17 protein-coding genes and 2 tRNA genes are annotated in these 22,350 nt (G+C 64.9%); 9 read left to right on the top strand and 10 right to left on the bottom strand.

What is annotated here, in order from left to right; translation table 11 throughout:
• Window positions 1-111: 111 nt before the first annotated feature.
• From rimP to truB, 5 genes are all read left to right on the top strand, one after another.
• Window positions 112-597: a ribosome maturation factor RimP gene (gene rimP / locus LDO41_RS02395; protein WP_223981377.1), complete on the top strand. Its 486-nt coding sequence runs from the start codon at window positions 112-114 to the stop codon at window positions 595-597.
• Complete coding sequence (gene nusA / locus LDO41_RS02400) at window positions 594-2,069, top strand: transcription termination factor NusA (RefSeq protein ID WP_223981380.1); 1,476 nt, start codon at window positions 594-596, stop codon at window positions 2,067-2,069. Before rimP ends, nusA begins: the two co-directional genes overlap by 4 nt.
• 84 nt (window positions 2,070-2,153) lie before the next feature.
• Window positions 2,154-5,045, top strand: coding sequence for a translation initiation factor IF-2 (infB, locus tag LDO41_RS02405; RefSeq protein ID WP_223981383.1), 2,892 nt, complete (start codon window positions 2,154-2,156; stop codon window positions 5,043-5,045).
• A gap of 77 nt (window positions 5,046-5,122) precedes the next feature.
• A complete protein-coding gene (rbfA, locus tag LDO41_RS02410) occupies window positions 5,123-5,494 on the top strand; it encodes a 30S ribosome-binding factor RbfA (protein ID WP_223981384.1) in 372 nt (123 codons plus the stop codon).
• A 66-nt stretch (window positions 5,495-5,560) separates the two neighbouring features.
• Window positions 5,561-6,514, top strand: coding sequence for a tRNA pseudouridine(55) synthase TruB (gene truB, locus LDO41_RS02415; protein WP_223981386.1), 954 nt, complete (start codon window positions 5,561-5,563; stop codon window positions 6,512-6,514).
• 64 nt (window positions 6,515-6,578) lie between these two features.
• Here truB and LDO41_RS02420 read toward each other — a convergent pair whose 3' ends face one another.
• The 4 genes from LDO41_RS02420 to LDO41_RS02435 are packed head-to-tail and all read right to left on the bottom strand — an operon-like array spanning window position 6,579 to window position 11,512.
• Entirely contained in the window at window positions 6,579-8,198 is a 1,620-nt protein-coding gene (locus tag LDO41_RS02420) for a DHA2 family efflux MFS transporter permease subunit (protein WP_223981388.1), read from the bottom strand.
• Window positions 8,199-8,207: 9 nt separating this feature from the next.
• Window positions 8,208-9,509, bottom strand: coding sequence for an HlyD family secretion protein (locus LDO41_RS02425; protein ID WP_223981390.1), 1,302 nt, complete (start codon window positions 9,507-9,509; stop codon window positions 8,208-8,210).
• A gap of 45 nt (window positions 9,510-9,554) precedes the next feature.
• Complete coding sequence (locus tag LDO41_RS02430; RefSeq protein WP_223981392.1) at window positions 9,555-11,027, bottom strand: efflux transporter outer membrane subunit; 1,473 nt, start codon at window positions 11,025-11,027, stop codon at window positions 9,555-9,557.
• Window positions 11,024-11,512: a MarR family winged helix-turn-helix transcriptional regulator gene (locus tag LDO41_RS02435; protein WP_223981394.1), complete on the bottom strand. Its 489-nt coding sequence runs from the start codon at window positions 11,510-11,512 to the stop codon at window positions 11,024-11,026. The genes LDO41_RS02430 and LDO41_RS02435 overlap by 4 nt, the downstream gene beginning before the upstream one ends.
• A 217-nt stretch (window positions 11,513-11,729) precedes the next feature.
• On the opposite strand from LDO41_RS02435, the gene typA reads away from it, so the two are divergent.
• The gene (gene typA / locus LDO41_RS02440; RefSeq protein ID WP_223981396.1) at window positions 11,730-13,550 is read left to right on the top strand and encodes a translational GTPase TypA; all 1,821 of its coding nucleotides are present in this window, start codon (window positions 11,730-11,732) and stop codon (window positions 13,548-13,550) included.
• A gap of 172 nt (window positions 13,551-13,722) precedes the next feature.
• On the opposite strand, the gene LDO41_RS02445 is transcribed toward typA, so the two are convergent.
• Window positions 13,723-13,798, bottom strand: a tRNA-Lys gene (locus tag LDO41_RS02445).
• 94 nt (window positions 13,799-13,892) lie between these two features.
• Between LDO41_RS02445 and LDO41_RS02450 the strand changes: the two genes are divergently transcribed.
• Together LDO41_RS02450 and LDO41_RS02455 are read left to right on the top strand one after the other, a co-directional pair.
• Window positions 13,893-14,792, top strand: a complete 900-nt coding sequence (locus LDO41_RS02450; protein ID WP_223981398.1) for a LysR family transcriptional regulator — start codon at window positions 13,893-13,895, stop codon at window positions 14,790-14,792.
• A gap of 111 nt (window positions 14,793-14,903) precedes the next feature.
• Complete coding sequence (locus tag LDO41_RS02455; RefSeq protein WP_223981400.1) at window positions 14,904-16,289, top strand: 8-oxoguanine deaminase; 1,386 nt, start codon at window positions 14,904-14,906, stop codon at window positions 16,287-16,289.
• 67 nt (window positions 16,290-16,356) lie between these two features.
• Here the strand turns inward: LDO41_RS02455 and LDO41_RS02460 are convergent.
• Window positions 16,357-16,432 (bottom strand) — tRNA-Lys (locus tag LDO41_RS02460).
• A 225-nt stretch (window positions 16,433-16,657) separates the two neighbouring features.
• On the opposite strand from LDO41_RS02460, the gene LDO41_RS02465 reads away from it, so the two are divergent.
• Window positions 16,658-16,921, top strand: a complete 264-nt coding sequence (locus tag LDO41_RS02465; RefSeq protein WP_223982328.1) for a DUF1488 family protein — start codon at window positions 16,658-16,660, stop codon at window positions 16,919-16,921.
• 134 nt (window positions 16,922-17,055) lie between these two features.
• Here LDO41_RS02465 and LDO41_RS02470 read toward each other — a convergent pair whose 3' ends face one another.
• From LDO41_RS02470 to LDO41_RS02485, 4 genes are all read right to left on the bottom strand, one after another.
• The gene (locus tag LDO41_RS02470) at window positions 17,056-18,879 is read right to left on the bottom strand and encodes a SulP family inorganic anion transporter (RefSeq protein WP_223981402.1); all 1,824 of its coding nucleotides are present in this window, start codon (window positions 18,877-18,879) and stop codon (window positions 17,056-17,058) included.
• A complete protein-coding gene (gene xth / locus LDO41_RS02475) occupies window positions 18,876-19,673 on the bottom strand; it encodes an exodeoxyribonuclease III (protein ID WP_223981404.1) in 798 nt (265 codons plus the stop codon). The genes LDO41_RS02470 and xth overlap by 4 nt, the downstream gene beginning before the upstream one ends.
• A gap of 74 nt (window positions 19,674-19,747) precedes the next feature.
• Entirely contained in the window at window positions 19,748-20,176 is a 429-nt protein-coding gene (locus LDO41_RS02480; protein WP_223981406.1) for a hypothetical protein, read from the bottom strand.
• 18 nt (window positions 20,177-20,194) lie between these two features.
• Window positions 20,195-22,297, bottom strand: coding sequence for a M3 family metallopeptidase (locus LDO41_RS02485; RefSeq protein ID WP_223981408.1), 2,103 nt, complete (start codon window positions 22,295-22,297; stop codon window positions 20,195-20,197).
• Window positions 22,298-22,350: the final 53 nt, after the last annotated feature.

Raw genomic sequence — 22,350 nt, forward strand, 5'->3', positions numbered from 1 at the left:
CACCGTTGGGCAGCAATGTCGCCGGTCCGCCGGCATCCAGCTGGTACGAATTTGCAGCTGGTACGAACTTGCAGCTGGCTACGAATTTGAAGGTTCTTACTCGGGATTACAGTGCATCTGGCAGATTTGATCGAAACCACCCTTAACGGCATGGGCTACGAGTTGGTTGAGCTTGAGCGTGCCCCGCAGGGCCTGTTGCGTGTTTTTATCGATCAGCCTGATGGAATCGTCATCGAGGATTGCGAGAAGGTCAGCCGTCAGCTGACGCACGTGCTTACCGTCGAGAACGTCGACTACGACCGACTGGAAGTATCGTCGCCTGGTCTCGACCGGCCGCTGAAGAAGCTGGCTGACTACGTCCGCTTCGCCGGTACCGAAGTTCGCGTCACGCTGCGCCTTCCGGTCAATGGCCAGAAGAATTTCGTCGGCATCCTGCAGCAGCCCACAGGTGAGGACGGGGCCGAGAAGATCGGCCTGGAATTCGAAGGCAAGGACGGCCCGGCATTGCTGGAATTCGCCATATCCGACGTCGACCGCGCACGGCTCGTGCCCGTCATCGACTTCAAAGGAAATCAAAGAAAAGGGAACAAGCAATGAGCCGCGAAGTTCTGTTGCTCGTCGATGCGCTCGCGCGTGAAAAGAACGTCGACAAGGATGTGGTATTTGGCGCGCTGGAGGCGGCACTCGCTTCCGCGACCAAGAAGCGGTTCGAGGAAGATGTCGATATCCGCGTGGCGATCGACCGTGAATCGGGCGAGCACGAGACGTTCCGCCGCTGGCTGGTGGTTCCCGATGAGCAGGGCCTGCAGGAGCCGGACAAGCAGATTCTGCTGTTCGAAGCACTTGAGCAGAATGCGGATGCCCAGCTCGAGGATTTCGTCGAAGAGCAGATCGAGTCGGTGGAATTTGGCCGGATCGGCGCGCAGGCTGCCAAGCAGGTCATTCTGCAACGCATTCGCGATGCCGAGCGTGAGCAGATCCTGAACGACTATCTTGATCGTGGCGAGAAGGTGATGACCGGTACGGTCAAGCGCGCCGACAAGAAGGGTTTGATCGTGGAGTCCGGACGCGTCGAGGCGCTGCTGGCACGGGATCAGATCATTCCGAAGGAAAATCTGCGCACCGGCGACCGCGTCCGCGCGTATATCCTGAATGTGGACCGCGCCGCGCGCGGCCCGCAGATCGAACTCTCGCGCACCGCGCCCGAGTTCCTGATCAAGCTGTTCGAGAACGAAGTGCCCGAGATGGAACAGGGCCTGCTCGAGATCAAGGCGGCTGCGCGTGATCCTGGTGTTCGCGCGAAGATCGCGGTGGTGGCGCACGACAAGCGCATCGATCCGATCGGTACCTGCGTGGGCGTGCGTGGCACGCGTGTGACGGCCGTTCGGAACGAGATCGGTGGCGAGGCGGTGGACATCGTGCTGTGGTCGGAAGATCCGGCGCAGTTCGTGATCGGCGCGCTGGCGCCGGCACAGGTCCAGTCGATCGTGGTCGATGAGGAAAAACACAGCATGGATGTGGTGGTCGACGAGGAAAACCTCGCCGTCTCCATCGGTCGCAGTGGTCAGAACGTACGCCTGGCGTCGGAGCTGACTGGCTGGCAGATCAACATCATGACGCAGGAAGAATCGGCGCTTAAGCAGGCTGAGGAAAGCGAAGTCGTACGCAAGCTGTTCATGGCCAAGCTGGACGTGGACGAGGAAGTGGCGGACATCCTGATCGAAGAAGGCTTCTCGACACTAGAGGAAGTCGCTTACGTCCCCATCAATGAAATGATGGAGATCGATGCATTCGATGAGGACACCGTCAACGAGCTGCGCAACCGCGCACGCGATGCGCTGCTGACGATGGAACTGGCCCGGGAAGAAAAGGTGGAAGAGGTGTCGCAGGATCTGCGTTCCCTCGAAGGCCTGACTCCCGAGCTGATCGGCAAGCTGGCCGAAGGCAGTATCCACACGCGCGACGATCTGGCCGAACTGGCCGTCGACGAGCTGGTCGAGATGATTGGTGTTAGCGAGGATGACGCCCGCGCACTGATCATGAAGGCACGGGAACATTGGTTCAACTGAGGGACACGGCCGGAGAGTTTTCCGGTCGCGCGCTTTCCGCAACAAACTGTCCCGACGTAGAAACCAAGTATTGAAAGGGTTTGAATGGCAAGCACAACAGTTGCCCAACTGGCCGCAGAACTGAGCCGCAGCGCAGCTGCCCTGCTGGAACAATTGCAGGCAGCTGGGGTGGGCAAGGCGACGCCTGAAGACATCATCACTGAATCGGACAAGACCCGGCTGCTCGATTACCTCAAGCGCTCGCATGGTCAGGCTGATGACAGCGCTCGGAAAAAAATCACGCTGACGAAGCGTGAAACTTCCGAGATCCGCCAAGCCGACTCCACCGGCAAGACTCGTACCGTGCAGGTCGAGGTGCGCAAGAAGCGCGTCCTGATCAAGCGTGACGAGGCTGGCGGCGATTCGCATGGGGATGGTGCCGATGCACATGAGCTCACTGCCGAACAGGCGCGCCTCGAGGAAGAGGATCGCCGTCAGCAGGAAGAGCAGATGGCGCGTCAGGAAGCCGAACTCAAGGCACGCCGCGAGGAAGCCGAACGCGACGAAGTTGAACGCCGCGCCAAGCAGGAAGCGCTGGAGGCCGAACAACGCCGCCAGGCCGAACTGCTGGCCCGCAAGGCCGAGGAAGAAGCCGAAGCCGCGCGTGCCGTGGCGGACGCCGCCGAGGAAGCCGCTCGCACGAAGGCCGAAGAGGACAAGACTCGTCTGGCCGCCGAACGCGTGGAAGCGCAGAAGGCTGTCGACAATGCGAAGGCCGCCGCGGACACCGCGCGTATCGAGCAACAGGACGCCGCACGTCGCCGCCGCGAAGCCGCGGAAGCGGAAGCGCGCGCGATCCAGCAGATGCTCAATGCGCCGCCGCGCGTGCTGAAGGCACCGTCGGAACGCAAGGCCGAGGAAAAGAAGGCCGAGCAGACCGGCACGCTGCACAAGCCTGTGAAGGCGCCGGGCACGGAAGTCAAGAAGGACGACAAGAAGGCGCCGGCCACGGCGGGCGCCACCACGACCACCACCACTACCGCTGACAAGAAGGGCAAGGTCGTCAAGGCCGGCACTTCGTCGACGTGGCAGGACGATCAGCGCAAGAAGGGCACCGGCCTGAAGACGCGCGGCGATTCGTCGGGTGGCGTGGGCGGCTGGCGCGGTGGTCCGCGCGGCCGTGGTGGCAAGCATCATGCTGACGACCGCAGCAACTTCCAGGCGCCGACCGAACCGGTGGTGCGTGAGGTGCACGTGCCCGAGACGGTTTCGGTTGCCGACCTCGCCCACAAGATGGCGGTGAAGGCGTCCGAGGTCATCAAGCAGATGATGAAGCTCGGCCAGATGGTGACGATCAACCAGGTGCTGGACCAGGAAACCGCCATGATCGTGGTGGAAGAAATGGGCCACAAGGCGTTCGCCGCCAAGCTGGACGATCCGGAAGCGCTGCTCGACATCGGTGGAGAGGAACAGGTCACAGCCGAACTGCTGCCGCGTCCGCCGGTGGTGACCGTGATGGGTCACGTTGACCACGGCAAGACGTCGCTGCTCGATTACATCCGCCGTACCAAGGTGGCTGCGGGCGAAGCGGGCGGGATTACGCAGCATATCGGTGCCTACCATGTGGAAACCGAGCGTGGCGTGATCACGTTCCTGGACACCCCGGGTCACGAGGCCTTCACGGCCATGCGTGCACGCGGTGCCAAGGCAACGGATATCGTGATTCTGGTGGTGGCCGCCGATGACGGCGTGATGCCGCAGACCAAGGAAGCCATCGCTCACGCGAAGGCGGCCGGCGTGCCCATCGTGGTGGCGATCAACAAGATCGACAAGCCCGAGGCGAACCCGGACCGCGTGAAGCAGGAGCTGGTGGCGGAGCAGGTGTTGCCGGAAGAGTACGGTGGCGATTCGCCGTTCGTGCCCGTGTCCGCCAAGGCCGGTACCGGTATCGACGAACTGCTGGAGCAGGTGCTGCTGCAGGCCGAAGTGCTGGAACTGAAGGCACCGGTCAATGCACCGGCCAAGGGTCTCGTGGTGGAAGCCCAGCTCGACAAGGGCAAGGGTCCGATCGCGACGATTCTGGTGACGAGCGGCACGCTCAAGCGCGGCGATGTCGTGCTGGCGGGCAGTGCTTATGGCCGTGTGCGCGCCATGCTGGACGAAAACAGCAAGCCGACCAAGGAAGCAGGTCCGTCGATCCCGGTGGAAATCCAGGGTCTGTCGGAAGTGCCTGCCGCCGGTGAGGAAGTGCTGGTGCTGCCGGACGAGCGCAAGGCGCGCGAAATCGCGCTGTTCCGTCAGGGCAAGTTCCGCGACGTGAAGCTGGCCAAGCAGCAGGCGGCCAAGCTGGAGACGATGCTGGAGCAGATGAGCGAAGGCGAAGTTCAGTCGCTGCCGCTGATCGTGAAGGCCGACGTGCAGGGTTCGCAGGAAGCACTGGTGCAATCGCTGCAGAAGCTGTCCACGGATGAAGTCCGCGTGCAGATCGTGCACGGTGGCGTGGGTGGCATCTCCGAGTCCGACGTCAACCTGGCGGTGGCATCGAAGGCGGTCATCATCGGCTTCAACGTGCGGGCTGATGCCGGCGCGCGCAAGCTGGCCGAGCACAACGGCATCGATCTCCGTTACTACAACATCATTTACGATGCGGTGGACGAGATCAAGGCAGCGATGTCGGGCATGCTGGCACCGGAAAAGCGCGAGACCACGATCGGTCAGGTGGAAGTGCGTCAAGTCTTCCGCGTGCCGAAGATCGGTGCAGTGGCCGGTTGTATGGTCACCGACGGTCTGGTCAAGCGGAACTCGCTGGTGCGCGTGCTGCGCAACAACGTTGTGATCCACAGCGGCGAGCTCGATTCGCTGAAGCGCTTCAAGGACGATGTCCGCGAAGTGAAGCAGGGCTTCGAGTGCGGTCTGTCGATCAAGAACTTCAACGACGTTCAGGAAGGCGACCAGCTCGAGGTGTACGAGATCACGGAAGTGGCACGTACGCTGTAACAGCGGCAAGGCAGTGGCGGGCATGTCCCGCCACTGTGTTTTTGTAGTAGCGATACAAGTAGAACTAACAGGTTTCGATGGCCAAGAAAGGCACGATTTCTTCCCGCAATATCCGGCTCTCCGACCAGATCCAGAAGGAACTGGCCGCGATGATCCAGCGCGAGCTTCGCGATCCGCGCCTGGGGCTGGTAACGCTCCAGTCGGTGGCGCTGACGCCCGATTACGCGCACGCCAAGGTTTACTTCACGGTATTGGGCGCCGAGCCCGAAGTTGCCAGCGCCATTCTCAGAGAGAAGGCTGGCTATCTGCATTCGCTGTTGTTCAAGCGTTTGCACATTCATACCGTTCCCACGCTCCATTTCCATCACGACACGTCGGTCGAACATGCGATCGAGATGTCGAAGCTGATCAACGAAGCCAACGCCACGCGCGCGAAGGACGACGAGTAAGGCTGCCACTGGCGCCTTGCTTTACTGTCGCATCCGGCGTGTGCCGTGCGGTACGCCCCACCTCCGATGACCGATTCCCAAGCCACCCGTCCGCCCAGGCTGCCGCGCCGCGACGTGCATGGCGTGCTGTTGCTCGACAAGCCGTTAGGGCTGTCGTCGAACGATGCGCTCGTGCGCGCGAAGCGTTTGCTGCGTGCGAACAAGGCCGGGCATACCGGCACGCTCGATCCGCTTGCGACCGGGTTGCTGCCGCTGTGCTTTGGCGAAGCGACCAAGTTCTCGCAGGATTTGCTCGAGGCGGACAAGACCTACGAGGCGGTGGTGCGTCTGGGGCGGACCACGACCACTGGCGATGCCGAGGGCGAGGTGGTGATCGAGCGCGAGGTGCGTGTCGACCGCGCCGCGCTCGATGCGGCGGTTGCGCGTTTCACGGGCGTGATCGAGCAGGTGCCGCCGATGTATTCGGCGCTCAAGCGGGATGGCAAGCCGTTGTATGAGTACGCGCGGGCTGGCGAGACCGTCGAGCGCGCGGCGCGTACCGTGACGATTCATGCGTTGGGGGTGCTGGCAGTGGCGTTGGATGACGCTGCGGCGCCGGCATTTACGATGCGCGTGACGTGCAGCAAGGGGACGTATATCCGCACGCTGGCCGAGGATATCGGCGAGGCGCTGGGGTGTGGCGCGCATTTGACGGCATTGCGGCGGACGGCCGTCGGCGATCTGACGCTGGATGGCGCTGTGACGCTCGAGCAGATCGATGCGGTGGCCGACGACGCGCGGCCCGCTCTGTTGGCGCCGGTGGACGCGTTGTTGCAGCGGTGTGCACCGGTGATGCTCGACGAGGCGGCGATGGGGCGGTTCTTGCAGGGCCAACGCATCGCGCGCCGCGATTTGCCAGCCGAGGCAGAGCTTGTCGAGGAGGCGCTGGTGCGCGTATATGGCGGGCAGCCTGCGCGCCTGCTGGGCGTCGCGCGGATGCGCGAGGGCGCCCTGCGCCCCGAGCGGTTGGTGAAGCTGTAGTTGTCGATGCGCCGTGTGCCCTCACCCCCGGCCCCTCTCCCTGAGGGAGAGGGGAGCACACCATTCAATGCGCGCCGGCGGCGTCGGCGCTGCCCGCGCCTTTGGCGCGTTTCGTCAGCCAGACGAACACGATCAGCACGAAGAACAGTACGCCCGAGATCCAGAAGATGTCGTTGGCGCCCAGCATCGAGGCTTGTAGCGAGATGTTGCGCTCGATCACGCCCATGGCCTGGGCGCGGCTCATGCCCATCTGCATCAGCTGGTCGAGTTGCGCCACGTAGGTCGGGTTGTACGGGTTGACCTGTTCGATCAACTGCGCGTGATGCAGCGCGGCGCGGTTTTCCCAGATGGTCGTGGAGATCGACGCGCCGATTGCGCCGAACGTGATACGCACGAAGTTCGACAGCCCCGACGCGGCCGGGATTCTTGCGGGCGGCTGTCCGGAGAGGATGATCGACGTCAGCGGAATAAAGAACATCGCCATCGCGGCGCCCTGGATCAGCGTGGGGATCATCAACGTGCGGGTATCGACACCAGTGGTGAAGCCCGAACGCATCAGGCTGACGATGCCGAACGTGATAAACGCCGCGGTGGCGACCCAGCGCGCATCGACCTTCGGCAGCGCGCGACCGATGATTGGCGACAGGATGATCGCGAAGATCCCGACCGGCGCCATCACGATGCCGGCGTCGGTGGCGGTGTAGCCGACGATGGTCTGCAGCCACAGCGGCAGGATGACCAGGTTCCCAAAAAACAGCCCGTATGCAACCGAGATTGCCACCACGCCCGCGGCGAAATTGCGTCCGCCGAACAGGTGAATATCGACGATCGGATGCTTCTCATACCACTCCCACACGACGAAGAACAGGAAGCCGACCACCGCGGTGATCGTGAGCGCGACGATAAACATCGAGTGGAACCAGTCGAGCTCCTTGCCCTTGTCAAGCATCAGCTGCATGGACCCGACCCAGATCACAAGCAATGCCAGGCCGATGCGGTCGATCGGCAGGATGCGCGTGGGCGTCTCGCGCTCGCGGTAGATCGCCCACGTCGCATACGCGGCACCGAGACCCACCGGGATATTGATGTAGAAGATCCACGGCCACGTCATGTTGTCCGAGATCCAGCCGCCGAGCAGCGGCCCCATGATCGGCGCGACCAGCGTGGTCATGCCCCATAGCGCGAGCGCCATCGAACTCTTGGCGGGCGGATAGCTTGCCAGCAGCAGTGACTGCGACAGCGGAATCATCGGGCCGGCCACGGCGCCTTGCAGGATGCGCGCGGCGAGCAGCGTCTCCAGATTGGGCGCCACGCCGCACAGCCAGGACGACAACACGAACAACAGGATCGACGTGACGAACAGCCGCACCGCGCCGAAGCGCGTGGTCAGCCAGCCCGTGAGTGGCACCGAGATGGCGTTGGCCACCGCGAACGACGTGATGACCCAGGTGCCCTGATTGGGCGCTACGCCGAGATCGCCAGAGATCGCGGGAATCGATACGTTGGCGATGGACGAGTCCAGCACGTTCATGAACGTGGCCAGCGACAGCGCGATGGTGCCGATGACGAGCTTGCCGCCGGACAAGGGAGCCGGCGGCGCGGCCGCTGCATTGGCGCTCGCCGGCGGCGATGGCGGGGCACCGCTACGGTCGCCGTCGGCGTTGGCGATGAGGGTATCGGCCATGGCGCGCGATCAGGCGTGCTTGGCCGACGGACGCGAGGCGTCAGCCGGTGAGGGCCCGCGTGCCGGGCCGGTTGCCGGAGACGGCGGTACCACGGGCGCCCCCGCGGGAGCGGCGGCCACGCGTCCGCCATTGTTGAGTGCGACGATGCGCGCGATCAGCGTGTCGGCATCCTGCGCCACCTTGTCGTAGACCGCGGTTTCCATCGGTCCACGCGTGATAGCGGACACCATCGCCGCGCCATTTTCGTTGCGCACGTCGACGCTGACGGTCATCGACAGGCCCACGCGCAGCGGATGGTCCTTGAGCTGCCGCGCATCGAGCGCGATCCGCACGGGCAGACGCTGCACCACCTTGATCCAGTTGCCGGTCGCGTTCTGCGCGGGCAACAGCGAGAACGCGGCGCCGGTGCCCGCCGAGAAACCTTCCACCTTGCCGCGATAGGTCACCTTGGAGCCGTACACGTCGGCCTCGAGTTCGACCGGCTGGCCCACACGCATATGCGTGATCTGGACTTCCTTGAAGTTGGCGTCGACCCAGACCTGATCGAGCGGCACCACGGCCATCAACGGCGTGCCCGGCGCCACGCGCTGACCCACCTGCACCGAGCGCTTGGCGACGTAGCCGGTGACGGGGGCGGGCAGCGTGGAACGTGCGAACGCGAGATAGGCTGCGCGCAGATTGGCGGCCGCGCGCTGCACGTTCGGATGCTTCTCCACGGTGGTCTGGTCGGTCAGCACCTTGTTCGAGGCGAGTTGCTCTTGCGCGGCGAGCAGCGCGGACTCGGCGGCCTGCAGCGCGGTGCGCGCATGAGCGATCTCCTCGGTGGAGACCGCGCCCGAGTTGGCGATGGCCTGGCGGCGCGTAAGGTCGTCACGCGCCTTGGCCACATCGGCCTGCCGCATCGCGACGGTGGCCGCGAGCGAGCCATTGTTGACGTACAGCGTGCGAACCTCGCGCACGGCCTGCGCGAGCTGCGCTTCCGCCTGTTCGAGCGAGACCTGCGAGTCGGCGCGATCGAGCTGGATCAGCGCCTGGCCCGCGGTGACGAGCTGCGTGTCGTCGGCGGCGATCGACACCACGGTGCCGCCCGCGAGCGGAGTCACCTGCACGACGTTGCCGGCGACGTACGCATCGTCGGTGTTCTCGAAGTGGCGGGCGTAGAGACCCCAGTACAGGCCGTAGCCGATGCCGGCCACCACTACCACGGCGGTCAGCGCGATCAGCAGGCGCTTGCGCTTGTGGTTGTTCCCGTTGCCATTGTCATTGCCGGCTGCGGTCGGGGCGGGTGCGGCTTGCGCGTCGTTGCTCATATTGGTCTCTTGCGTAGGCGTTCGTATGTGCGGGGAGGGCGTGGCTCAGCCCTGTGTGGGCCGTGGCTGCTCCGGTGCGGTGTAGCCGCCGCCGAGCGCCTTCATCAGGCCGATCTGCAGATCGAGCCGGCGCGCCTGCAGGTCGGTGGAGAGCCGGCGCTGCTGCAGCACCGTGCTCTCGGCATTGAGCACGGTGAGCTGCGTGCCAAGTCCGGCCCGATAGCGCGTGATGGCCAGTGAGTAGGCGTGCTCGGCGAGGTCCAGTGCTTCGCGCTGCGTAACGAGCTGCTGATCGACGCTGCGAATGCTGGTCACCGTATCGGCGGTCTCGCGCAGCGCATCGACGAGCGTCTGGTTGTAGCTGGCCACGGCGATGTCGTATTGCGCGTAGCGGCCCTTGAGGTTCGCGCGCAGACGCCCACCCGCGAAGATCGGCAACTGCACCGCGGGGCCGAAGCCGAACGTGCGGCTGATGCCCATCAGCAGGTTGGACGGATCGAGCGAGGCCACGCCCGCGTAGGCGCTGAACGTGATATCCGGCAGAAATTCCTTGCGCGCCACACTCACATCGCCGGCAGCCGCTTCCACGCGCCAGCGCGCGGCGACGATATCGGGGCGGCGGCCGAGTAGACCGATGGCGAGGTCGTCGGGCAGCGTCGGCGTGGCATGGGCCAGCAGCGTCGGCTTGGTGATCCGCAGGCCGCGATCGGGCCCCTTGCCAAGCAGTGCCGCAAGCTGGTTGCGGGCGAGCGCGATGTCTTCATCGATGCGTTGCAGATCGGTCTGCGCCGCGGCGACGGTGCCGCGTGCCTGCGTGGTCTCCACCTGGGTGTCGAGCCCAGCGGCAAGGCGCTGTTGCGACAGGTCAGTCAGGGTGCGGCGCTGCGCGATCGCGCGCTCGGCCACGTCGCGCTGCGCGTATAGCGCGGCCAGACGGTTGTAGTTGCGCGCGATGGCGGTGGACAGCAGCAGTCGCGATGCCTGGCTCTCGGCCTCGGCGGCGTGGTCTTCCGATAGCGCGGCTTCCAGCGCCGCGCGATTCTTGCCCCAGAAGTCGAAGTCGTAGTCGAGCCCGAACTGCATGCGCGATGCGTTCTGCCATGATCCGGCCAACGGTGTGCCCGCGAACAGGTCCGTCGAGGAGAACCGCTGACGCACCACGCTGCCTTCGAAGTCGATGCCCGGGTACAGCGCGGCGCGCGTGGCCAGTGCCATCGCGCGTGTGGCCTGCACGCGCGCGAACGCGGCCTGCAGGTTCGGGTTGTCTTGCGTGGCTTCTTCGACGAGCGCGTGCAGTTGCGGGTCGCGGAACTGATCGACCCAGTCCTGCGATGGCCATTCGCCGTGGCCGGCCGGCAATACCTGGGCGCTGCCCTGTGCCAGTGTGTCCGGCGTGGTTGGGGTCTGCGTGCTCTGCGCATCGCCGAACGCGGCGCAGCCGGCCAGTATCGACAGCGTCAGCACCGACAGCACCAGCACGGGCAGCGACTTCAGCGCGGAAGTAGGGCTTGGATTCATGATTTGTAGTGGTCCTGATGGTTGTCGATCACGCGCTGGAGCAGGCCGCGCAGCGTCTCGATTTCCGCCGTGGTGAATCCATCGAAATGGCGCCGGAGCACGTCGCAGTAGATCGCCGGCAGCTTGCCGACGAGCGCCTCGCCCTCGACGGTCAGCGACAGATCGACCACGCGGCGGTCGTCGTCGCGACGCGTGCGCGCGATCAGGCCGCGGCGTTCCAGACGGCTCAGCAGGCGCGTAATGGAGCCCACATCGGTGCCGAGTTCGCGGCCAAGGTCGGTCACCGTATGTGCCTCGCCTTTCGCGAGCATCATCAGACAGCTGGCCTGCGCATGCGTGACGCCCAGATCGCTGACGTGCTGTTCCACGCCGTAGGCGAGCCGGCTCTTGGCGCGCGCGAGCACATAGCCGATGCTGCCGCCCATTTCATAGGGCTCGGGATCGAACAGATCACTGGAGGAGGAAGGAGGTGCCGGAGAAGTCATTGCTTGCCACTGCAAAGGTTGCCGGGGCAAGGGTAGGCATGTGATCTGGGCGCTGCAATGCCCACAATGCGACATTGCACGATTAGCAATAAAAGGCACGGATTTGCCCGGCCGCTCCCAGACAGCATCTGTATGCGCAGATAGATCGCTTCGTGCGCTGCAGCATGCTAGAATGTTGGGTTATTTTTCGAATGCTCCGAATTCGGGGGACGCCTCAATGACCCGCGCTATCCGCAATATCGCCATCATCGCTCACGTCGATCATGGCAAGACCACCCTGGTCGACCAACTCCTGCGCCAGGCAGGCACCTTCCGCGAGAATCAACAGATCGCGGAACGCGTGATGGATTCGAACGACCTGGAAAAGGAACGCGGGATCACGATCCTCGCGAAGAACTGTGCCGTGGAATACAACGGCACGCACATCAACATCGTCGATACCCCGGGACACGCGGACTTCGGCGGTGAAGTGGAGCGCGTGCTGTCGATGGTCGACGGCGTGCTGCTGCTGGTCGATGCCGTCGAAGGCCCGATGCCGCAGACGCGTTTCGTCACGCGCAAGGCGCTCGCGCTCGGCCTCAAGCCGATCGTCGTGATCAACAAGATCGACCGTCCGGGCGCGCGTCCGGAGTGGGTGATCAACCAGACCTTCGATCTGTTCGACAAGCTGGGCGCCAGCGACGAGCAGCTCGACTTCCCGGTGATCTACGCCTCGGGCCTGAACGGCTATGCCGGTCTGACCGACGCCGTGCGCGATGGCGACATGAAGCCGCTGTTCGAGACGGTGCTGAACAAGGTGCCGGTGCGTGATGACGATCCGGACGGTCCGCTGCAACTGCAGATCATCTCGCTCGACTACTCGAGCTACGTCGGCAAGATCGGCGTGGGTCGTATCTCGCGCGGCCGTGCGCGCCCGCTGCAGGATGTGGTGGTCAAGTTCGGTCCCGAAGGCAATCCGATCAAGGGCCGTATCAATCAGGTGCTGAAGTTCGTGGGCCTGGAGCGCGAGATCGTGGCCGAGGCCGAAGCCGGCGACATCGTGCTGATCAACGGTATTGAAGAGCTCGGTATTGGCTGCACCGTGATGGCACCGGACGCGCAGGACGCGCTGCCGATGCTGAAGGTGGACGAGCCCACGCTGACCATGAACTTCTGCGTCAACACGTCGCCGCTGGCCGGCCGTGAAGGCAAGTTCGTGACGAGCCGTCAGCTGCGCGAGCGTCTGGACCGCGAGCTCAAGTCGAACGTCGCGCTGCGTGTTGCCGAAACCGGCGACGACACGATCTTCGAAGTGTCGGGTCGCGGCGAACTGCACCTGACGATTCTGCTGGAAAACATGCGCCGCGAAGGCTACGAGCTGGCCGTGTCGCGCCCGCGCGTGGTGTTCAAGGAAATCGACGGCGTCAAGAACGAGCCGTACGAACTGCTGACCGTGGACGTGGAAGACGGCCACCAGGGTTCGGTGATGGAAGAGCTGGGCCGCCGCAAGGGCGAACTGCTCGACATGGCTTCCGACGGCAAGGGTCGTACGCGTCTGGAGTACCGGATTCCGGCACGTGGCCTGATCGGCTTCCAGGGTGAGTTCCTGACGCTGACGCGCGGTACCGGCCTGATCAGCCATATCTTCGACGACTACGCGCCGGTGCGCGAAGGCGGTCTGGGCGATCGCCACAACGGCGTGCTGATCTCGCAGGACGACGGCGATGCCGTGGCCTACGCACTGTGGAAGCTGCAGGATCGCGGCCGCATGTTCGTGAAGCCGGGCGATGCGCTGTACGAAGGCATGATCATCGGTATCCACAGCCGCGACAACGACCTCGTGGTCAACCCGATCAAGGGCAAGCAGCTGACCAACGTGCGCGCGTCGGGTACCGACGAAGCGGTGCGTCTGGTGCCGCCGATCCAGATGTCGCTCGAGTACGCGGTGGAATTCATCGCCGACGACGAGCTCGTCGAGATCACGCCGAAGAGCATTCGTCTGCGCAAGCGCCATCTGAAGGAGCACGAGCGCAAGCGTGCTTCGCGCGAAGGCGCATAAGCGTTTGGACGCTGACGTCCTGCTCCGGTTGGGGCGGGATGGAAAGGGCGGGGTGCTTCGGCACCTCGCCTTTTTTTGTTGGGCGTGCCAAACCAAAAGCCGGCCGCAAAGCAAGAAGCCGCGCAAAGCAAAAAGCCGGAGATCCTTGCGGATTCCGGCTTTTCAAATTCGGTGGTGGGGCGTGAGTGACTCGAACACTCGACCTACGGATTAAGAGTCCGCTGCTCTACCAACTGAGCTAACGCCCCAACGAAGAACGAGATTCTAGCAAGCACCTGCGAACGTTGCAAGCCCACCTCGCCAACATTTTTATAGGCGCGGACATTCATTACAATGCGCGGCATGCACGCACGTGTCCTGCGCTATCTCGATGAAGTCGTTCGCCGCGGATCGATCCGCCAGGCGGCATTGCATCTGCACGTTGCACCGACTGCGGTCAACCGGCAGATCCTCGATCTCGAGGCCGACCTCGGTGCGCCGCTGTTTGAGCGCATTCAGCGACGGCTGGTGCTGACTCCGCTTGGCGAAATGGTGGTGACGCACGCGCGCCAGACGCTGCGCGAACACGAGGCGCTGCGCGCGCGCATCGCGGACTTCCGGCATGCGCGGCGCGGCGTGGTCACCGTTGCGGCAACCGCGGGTCTCGCGGGCGCGTGGATGCCATCGCTGGTGCACGACTTCCGTCAACGTCATCCGGGCATCGCGGTGCGCGTGGCCGATCTGCCCGTCGAGGGCATCCTGCGGGCGGTAGAGCACGGCGATGCCGATCTCGGACTCGGTTACGACCTGCCGGCGCTGCCTGCGTTGCGCGTGGTCGCGGGGAGTCACTGGCAGATCGGCGCGGTCGTGGCGCCGGGGCATCCGCTTGCGGCGCAGACGGTCACGACGCTGACCGAGTGCGTGGGCTATCCGCTGCTGTTGCCCGCGCCGTCGCTGTCGATTCGCGCGCTGATCGATGGCGCGCTTGCCGCAGCCGCGCTGGAGGTGGTGCCGGTGGTGGAGTCGACATCGATCGAGCTGCTGCAGCGGCTGGCCGCCAGTGGCGGCGGGGTGGCGCTGCTCAATCCGCTCGACGTGATGGAGGCGCGTGCGCGTGGCGCGGTCGCGTTCGTGCCGCTGCGCGATACAGGGTTGCCGCGACAGACGCTGCGGCTGGTGACGCGCACGCGCGGCGAGGCGAGTCCGGCGGCGCAGCTGATGGCCGATGCCATGGCGGCGGCCATGGGCGCGTTGGAACGTTAAGCATCGAGCAGGGTGTGCGCATTTTGTGGACACCTAGCGCGGAAATCGGCGCTTCCTTCGCTGGCGTGCGTGGGCCTAGACTGTTGACATCATTGCCCAGTGAGTTCCTCCATGCCCCTGATCCTGCAGAACGCCGACGTGCTTGTCACCATGGATGCGCAGCGCCGCGAGATTCCGCGCGGCGCGCTCGTCGCGGACGGCCCGTCTATCGCATGGGTTGGCCCGACCGACGAACTGCCGCGTGAATGGCGCGAGCGTGCCGACGCGGGCGACACCGAGGTGATCGACATGGCGGGCCACGTGGTGATGCCGGGCCTCGTCAATACGCATCACCACATGTACCAGAGCCTGACGCGCGCGGTACCGGCCGCGCAGGATGCGGAGCTGTTCTCGTGGCTGACGAATCTCTACATGATCTGGTCGCATCTGACGCCAGAGATGATCGCGGCGTCGACACGCACCGCGATGGCCGAGTTGATGCTGTCGGGCTGCACCACCACGAGCGACCACCTGTACCTGTATCCGAACGGCGCGCGGCTCGATGACGCGATTGGCGCGGCGCGCGAGATGGGTATGCGCTTTCATGCGGCGCGCGGCTCGATGAGCGTCGGCCGCAGTCAGGGTGGCTTGCCGCCCGACGTCGTGGTGGAGTCAGAGGCCGCGATCCTGCGCGACAGTCAGCGGCTGGTCGAGCAGTATCACGATGCCTCGCGCCACGCGATGCTGCGCGTGGTGCTGGCGCCGTGCTCGCCGTTTTCGGTGTCGCGCGACCTGATGCGCGAGTCCGCCGCGATGGCGCGGCACTATGGCGTTTCTCTCCACACGCATCTGGCCGAGAACGACAACGACGTGGCGTACTCGCGCGAGCGCTTCGGCATGACGCCGGCTGAATATGCGGAGGATCTCGGCTGGGTGGGGCGCGACGTGTGGCACGCGCACTGCGTAAAGCTCGACGAGGCGGGCATTGCCTTGTTCGCGCGCACCGGTACCGGCGTCGCGCATTGCCCGTGCTCGAATATGCGGCTGGCTTCAGGCATCGCGCCGATTCGTACGATGCGCGATGCCGGCGTGCCGGTGGGGCTCGGCGTCGATGGCAGCGCGTCGAACGATGGCGCGCATATGCTGGGAGAGGCGCGGCAGGCGATGCTGCTGCAGCGCGTGGGGTATGGCCCCGCGGCGATGAGCGCGCGCGAGGCGCTGGAGATCGCGACGCTTGGCGGTGCGCGCGTGCTGAATCGCGATGATATCGGTGCGCTCGCGCCCGGCATGTCGGCCGATGTGGTGGCCTTCGATATGTCCGGCGTGGGCTATGCGGGCGCGGGGCACGACCTGGTGGCGGCGCTGGTGTTCTGCACGCCGGGCAACGTGTCGACCAGCGTGATCAATGGGCGCGTGGTGGTGCGCGACGGGCGATTGAATACGGTGGATCTGCCGCATGTGCTTGCCGATCATCGGCGGCTCGCGCGTACGCTGTTCGAGCGTGCCCAAGTCTCATGACGATTGATGAGCGGGCGGTATAAACAAAAACGCCGAAATCCTTGGGATTTCGGCGTTTTGAATTCGGTGGTGGGGCGTGAGTGACTCGAACACTCGACCTACGGATTAAGAGTCCGCTGCTCTACCAACTGAGCTAACGCCCCAACGAAGAACGAGATTCTATCATCAATTTCGCACTTGTCAAATCTCGCGCAAAAATTGCGCGCATGACCATGACATCGACACATGCGCGTGCATGGTTGACCTGCGGTAGCGTTATCGCACGCCCGCGCATCATGCTTTCTCCGCGTGAGTTGCGGGTCATCGCACACGACTTGGGGCGAGCCATGTTAGGATGCTTCTCCACTTGCATATGGAGGGCTGTGATGATGGAAATCAAATTCCAGGAGCAAGAGCGCTACGACATCAACAACGAGGGACTGCTGTTCCACGCGCTGGTCGATGGCGCACAAGTGACGTGCGTGGTGACGCGCGAAGCGCTGTGGGAAGGCTTCAGTGCCGACCAGGTGCTGTCATTGGAAGAAGCATTCCGCGCGGGTCGCGAGACCATCGAACGCGCGGCGGTAGTGCTGATCGAGCAGGGCGTGCCCCAGCCGATCGTCGTGAAACGCGCACACGTGGCGCCGGTGTAAGACGCGCAGTCTTGCGCCGCTGCCGGTTACGGCAACGACGCGACCCTCCTGCGCCGGCATCGGCTCCGTATTCACATCGGGCCAGCCGGCGTACCTTGTAGATCTGCTTCCCCTGCGCTTCCCCTACGTTTTCCTTACGGCGTTTTCGCGTTGCAAGCGTTGGCATCTTCCTGCGCGCGATAATCTGGCCCGCCGGGACGGCCCGCGCATTCCTCGAAAATGCGGACGTGGCATTGCGCACAGATCTCGGGCGATAGCTGCGCGATAATCGTGTGCAGCGCTTGCCGCTTGGTCGGAAAGATATGGTCGGGTCCGAGCTTGTCGGTGAAGCCCGTCTGTGCCCACGTGTCCAGCACCTGCGTGCGCGGACGGTGGAAATAGAGATCGCCCCCGGCGGCACGGCGCTCGGACAATTCAGATTCCCACATCTCGGCACCGGCCAGATCGATGAAGTTCATGCTCTTCGTCATCGCCAGCAGATGCGTCTGATCGGCATTGACCGTGCGCAACCAGTGCAGGCGGTCGGTCACGTACTGCACCGCGCCGAAGTAGATCGCGCCTTCCATGCGCAGCAGCTTGAGCTGCGGGCACTCGGGTTGCGGACGATGCAGTTCGTCGAGCGGCGTAAAGCGCCGGCCCGGATCGTCGGCGTCCGGCACAAGGCTGCGCACGGCGGGACGCGAGGTGCGATAGAGATACGCGACCAGCGACAGGATCGTGCCGAGCAGTACCGCCATCTCCAGCCGAATGACCAGCGTGGCGGCGAAGGTGCCGATCGCAATCGCAAACTCGGTGCGCGAGAGTTGCGCGATACGGCGCAGCCGCGTGAGGTCGAGCAGGCCCCACGCGACGAGCAACAGCATCGCGGCGATGGCGGCATGCGGGATCTGCGCGAGCACGGGCGCGCTGACCAGCACGAGCACCACGAGCAACAACGCCGAGAACACGCTCGCGAGCGGTGTGCGCGCGCCCGCATCGTAGTTCGGCATCGAGCGATTGAGCGAACCGCAGGCGATGTAGCTCGAGAACAGGCCGCCCGCGATATTGGCCAGGCCCTGGCCGATAAATTCGCGATTGGCGTCGATATGCTGGCCCGAACGCAATGCCACGGCCTTGGCGATCGAGATCGACTGGCCGAGCGCGACGATCGTCAGTGCGGCGGCGATGCCGAGCAGATCGGGCAGGGCGCTCCAGCTAAGGTCGGGCACCTGGAACGGCGGAAACGCCGAGGGGATCGGACCAATCACGTTGACATGGCGTGCGTCGCCCCATCCGCTCGCGTTGAGCACGAGCGCGGTAGCGTAGCCCGCGAGCAGGCCAATCAGCATAAACGGCAGCCGGCGCGCCACGCGCCGCACGACGAGCGTCACACCGAGCGTGACCGCGCCGACCGCCACCGCATTCCAGTTGATGGTGTCGAGGTTCTCGAACAGGAAGCGCACCACGCCGAAGGCGCTGGTGCCGGTAGGCACGGCCAGGCCGAACAGGTCCTTGAGCGCATAGAGCGCAATAAGTGTCGCGGCGCCGCAGGTAAATCCGAGCAGAACCGAAGGCGAGATGAAGTTGGCCAGCGAGCCCAGCCGCAGCACGCCGACGCCCAATTGCAGCACGCCGACCAGCATCGTGACGGCGAGCGCCAGGGCGATATAGCTGGGACTGCCCGCGAACGCGACCGGACTCAGCATCGCGAACAGCGCGAGCGAGTTGGCATTGGTCGGGCCGGACATCACGTGCCAGCTGGAGCCGAACAACGCGGCCACGATGCAGGGCACCACAGCGGTGTAGATGCCGTACTGCGGCGGCAGGCCGGCCAGCGTCGCGAAGGCGACCCCCTGCGGTAGCACGAGCACCGCGCCGAGCAGGCCGGCGATCAGGTCCGCGCGCAAGGTCGCGGACGTGACCCGCCGCGTCCACGGGAACAGACGGCGCAATCCGTGCTCGCCAGCCGCGGGGATCATGCGAGGTCGAGCGTGGCTACCACCGGTGTATGGTCGGAGGGCTGCTCCCACCGGCGCGGCTCCTTGTCGATGGCGCATTCGGTGCAACGCTGCGCGAGCGCGGGCGACAGCAGGATATGGTCGATGCGCAGGCCCGCGTTACGACGGAAACCCATCATGCGGTAGTCCCACCACGAGAACATTTTCTCGGGCTGCTCGAACATGCGGAACGCATCGACGAGGCCGAGCGTCACCAGCGCCTTGAACGCGTCGCGCTCGGGCGGGGAGACCAGGTTCTGGCCTTCCCATTTGGCGGGGTCGTGCACATCGCGGTCTTCCGGCGCGATATTGAAATCGCCGAGCAGCGCGAGCTTCGGGTAGCGCGCCAGCTCACCCTGGATCCACGGCGTAAGCGCGCGCAGCCAGTCGAGCTTGTAGACGAATTTGTCGGAGTCGAGGGCCTGGCCGTTGGGGAAGTACGCGCTGATCAGCCGCACGTCGCCGTAGGTCGCGGCCACCACCCGTTGCTGCGCATCCTCGAAACCGGGGATGTTGCGCACGACATCGATGGGCCCGGGCATGGCGCCGTCGCGCGCGACGATCGCCACGCCGTTGTAGGTCTTCTGGCCGGTGTAGACGCTATGGAAGCCGGCGTTCTCGAGCTCGGCCAGCGGGTACTTGTCGTCGGGCAGTTTCAGTTCCTGCAGGCACAGCGCGTCGATGGGCGTGCCGGCCGCATCCTGCGCGGCGAGCCATTGCAGTACCTGAGGCAGGCGGACCTTGAGGGAGTTGACGTTCCAGCTGGCGATTCGCATGTGTGGGGGGAGTGCGGAGGATATGACGCGATTGTATAAGAACCGTCGCGCCCCTCCAGCGACAATTCATCCGACTATTCTTCCGCGCCGGACAGGTCGAGGCCGCCCTGGCCCATCAGGTCGTAGCCGTCGAGGATGGCGTAGGCGATTTCCGGATGGCGTTCCATGCAACGGCGGATCGCGGCCGGAATATTCTGCTTGGTCTTGCGGCACAGGCCGGGCTGGTCCGCTAACTGGATATGGATGCCGCGCGTGGTACGGACCTCGCGCGCGCTGGGCGTGATCGTGACCGTAATGCCCAGCTGGGCGTGCATGCGCTCTTCCATCTTGCGCAGGTCGGCCAGGCTCGAGAGATTCTCGAGCCTGTCGACGAGGCGTTTCTCTTCTTCGCGCGTGAGCCGCAGGATGCGGAGGTCCGCGCTCGGATCCGCGAGCAGCGCCTCCCGATCGCACACGCATGCGCCCGGAGGACACTCGGTGCGGATCGGGAAGGGCAGGTTCATGCGCGGGGCATGAAGGCGTTATGCCGACACGCCTTCAGCCATGCCGCCGTGACGCAGCAACGCGTCGATCTGCGGCGCGCGGCCGCGGAACGCGACGAACGACTCCATGGCCGGACGGCTGCCACCGACCGACAGGATCTCGCGGTGGTAGCGACGGCCAGTCTCACCATCGAGCACGCTGCCGGACAGTTGCGCCGCTTCCTCGAACGCCGCGTAGACGTCCGCGGACAACACCTCGGCCCACTTGTAGCTGTAGTAGCCCGCGGCATAGCCGCCCGCGAAGATATGGCTGAACGTGTTCGGCCAGCGCGACAGCGGATGCTGCGGCACCACGTGCACGCGGTCGTTGATCTCGCGCGACAGCTCGAGCACGGACTTGCCACCCTGCGGGTCGAAGTCGGTGTGCAGATGCATGTCGAACGACGACAGCACGATCTGGCGCAGCGTCATCATGCCGTTCTGGAAGTTCTTGGCCGCGAGCATGCGGTCGAACAGCGCGCGCGGCAGCGGCGCGCCGGTCTCGACCTGTTGCGTCATGCCGGACAGCACCTCGTACTCCCAGCAGAAGTTTTCCATGAACTGCGACGGCAGTTCCACGGCATCCCATTCCACGCCATTGATGCCCGATACGCCGAGGTCGCCCACCTGCGTGAGCATGTGGTGCAGGCCATGGCCGAACTCGTGGAACAGCGTGATGACTTCATCGTGCGTGAACACCGCGGGCTTGTCGCCGACGGGCGCCGAGAAGTTGCAGGTCAGATATGCCACCGGCGTCTGCACGGTACCGTTGTCGCGCTCCTTGCGGCCGCGGGCGTCGTCCATCCAGGCACCGCCACGCTTGCCTTCGCGCGCATACAGATCGATGTAGAACTGCGCGAGCAGCGCGCCCTGCGGATTGACCACGCGGAAGAAGCGCACGTCCTTGTGCCACGTCTGCGCCTGATCCGGTTCGATACGTACCGTGAACAGCTTCTCGATCACGCCGAACAGGCCCTCGAGCACCTTGCCCTCCGGGAAGTACTGCTTGACCTCGTGTTCCGAGAACGCATAGCGCTGCTGGCGCAGCTTCTCGGATGCATAGGCCACGTCCCACGGATCCAGCGTGTTCAGACCGAGTTCGCTGGCGGCAAACGCGCGCAGTTCGGCCCAGTCCTTTTCCGCGTACGGGCGCGCCTTGACCCCGAGCTCGTCGAGGAAGCGCAGCACGTCGGCCGGCTTGTCGGCCATCTTGGGTACCAGCGAGACTTCGCCGTAGTTGTTGTACCCCAGCATCAGCGCTTCTTCACGGCGCAGCGCGAGCTGGTCGCGCATGTTCGTGGTGTTGTCCCAGTCGGCCTGGCCGCCACCGAACTTTGTGCCGAGTTCGGACGCACGCGTCACGCTCGCTTCATACATGGTCTGGCGCAGCGTGCGGTCGTCCGCGTACTGGAGCACCGGGAAGTACGACGGGAAATGCAGCGTGAATTTCCAGCCGGATTTGCCGTCCTTCTGCGCGGCCAGTGCGGCCGCTTCCTTGGCATCCTCGGGAACGCCGGCGAGGCGCGATTCGTCCTCGATGAACAGGGCGTACAGGTTGGTCGCGTCGAGCACGTGGTCGGAGAATGCCTTCGACAGCTGCGCCTGTTCTTCCTGAATCTGCGCGAAGCGCGGCTTGCGGTCTTCGGCCAGTTCGGCACCGCCCAGACGGAAACCGCGCAGCTCGTTCTCGAGCAGTTGCTTGCGCGCGGGGCTCAGGCCCGCGAATTCGGGGCCGGCGGCCACGGCCTTGTACTTGTCGTACAGCGCGAGGCTCTGGCCCAGCGACGACCAGAACTCGGTCATGCGCGGCAGGTTCTCGGTATGGGCCTTGCGCAGTTCCGGCGTATCCGCCACGGCGCTCAGGTGGCCGACCACGCCCCAGGCGCGGCCGAGCGGCTCGGTCGCGGCTTCCAACGCTTCCACGGCGTCACGCCAGGTGGACGGGGTGGCGGGATCTTCGGCGCGATCGACCGCGGCCTGGGCCTGGCTCAGCAGCACGTCCAGCGCGGGCCCGATGTGCTCGGGCCGGATCTCGGCGAAACGCGGCAGGTCGGTAAAGTCGGCCAGGGGATTGTCTTGCAGGGAGGTGACGGCTTTTTCCATGGCGGTTCTCGCGATGATCGATGAGGGTCAGGACCTTGGCCGCGCCCTCGGGC

The organism is Cupriavidus pampae (genome assembly GCF_914271485.1).
GTDB classification, from domain to species: Bacteria; Pseudomonadota; Gammaproteobacteria; order Burkholderiales; family Burkholderiaceae; genus Cupriavidus; species Cupriavidus pampae.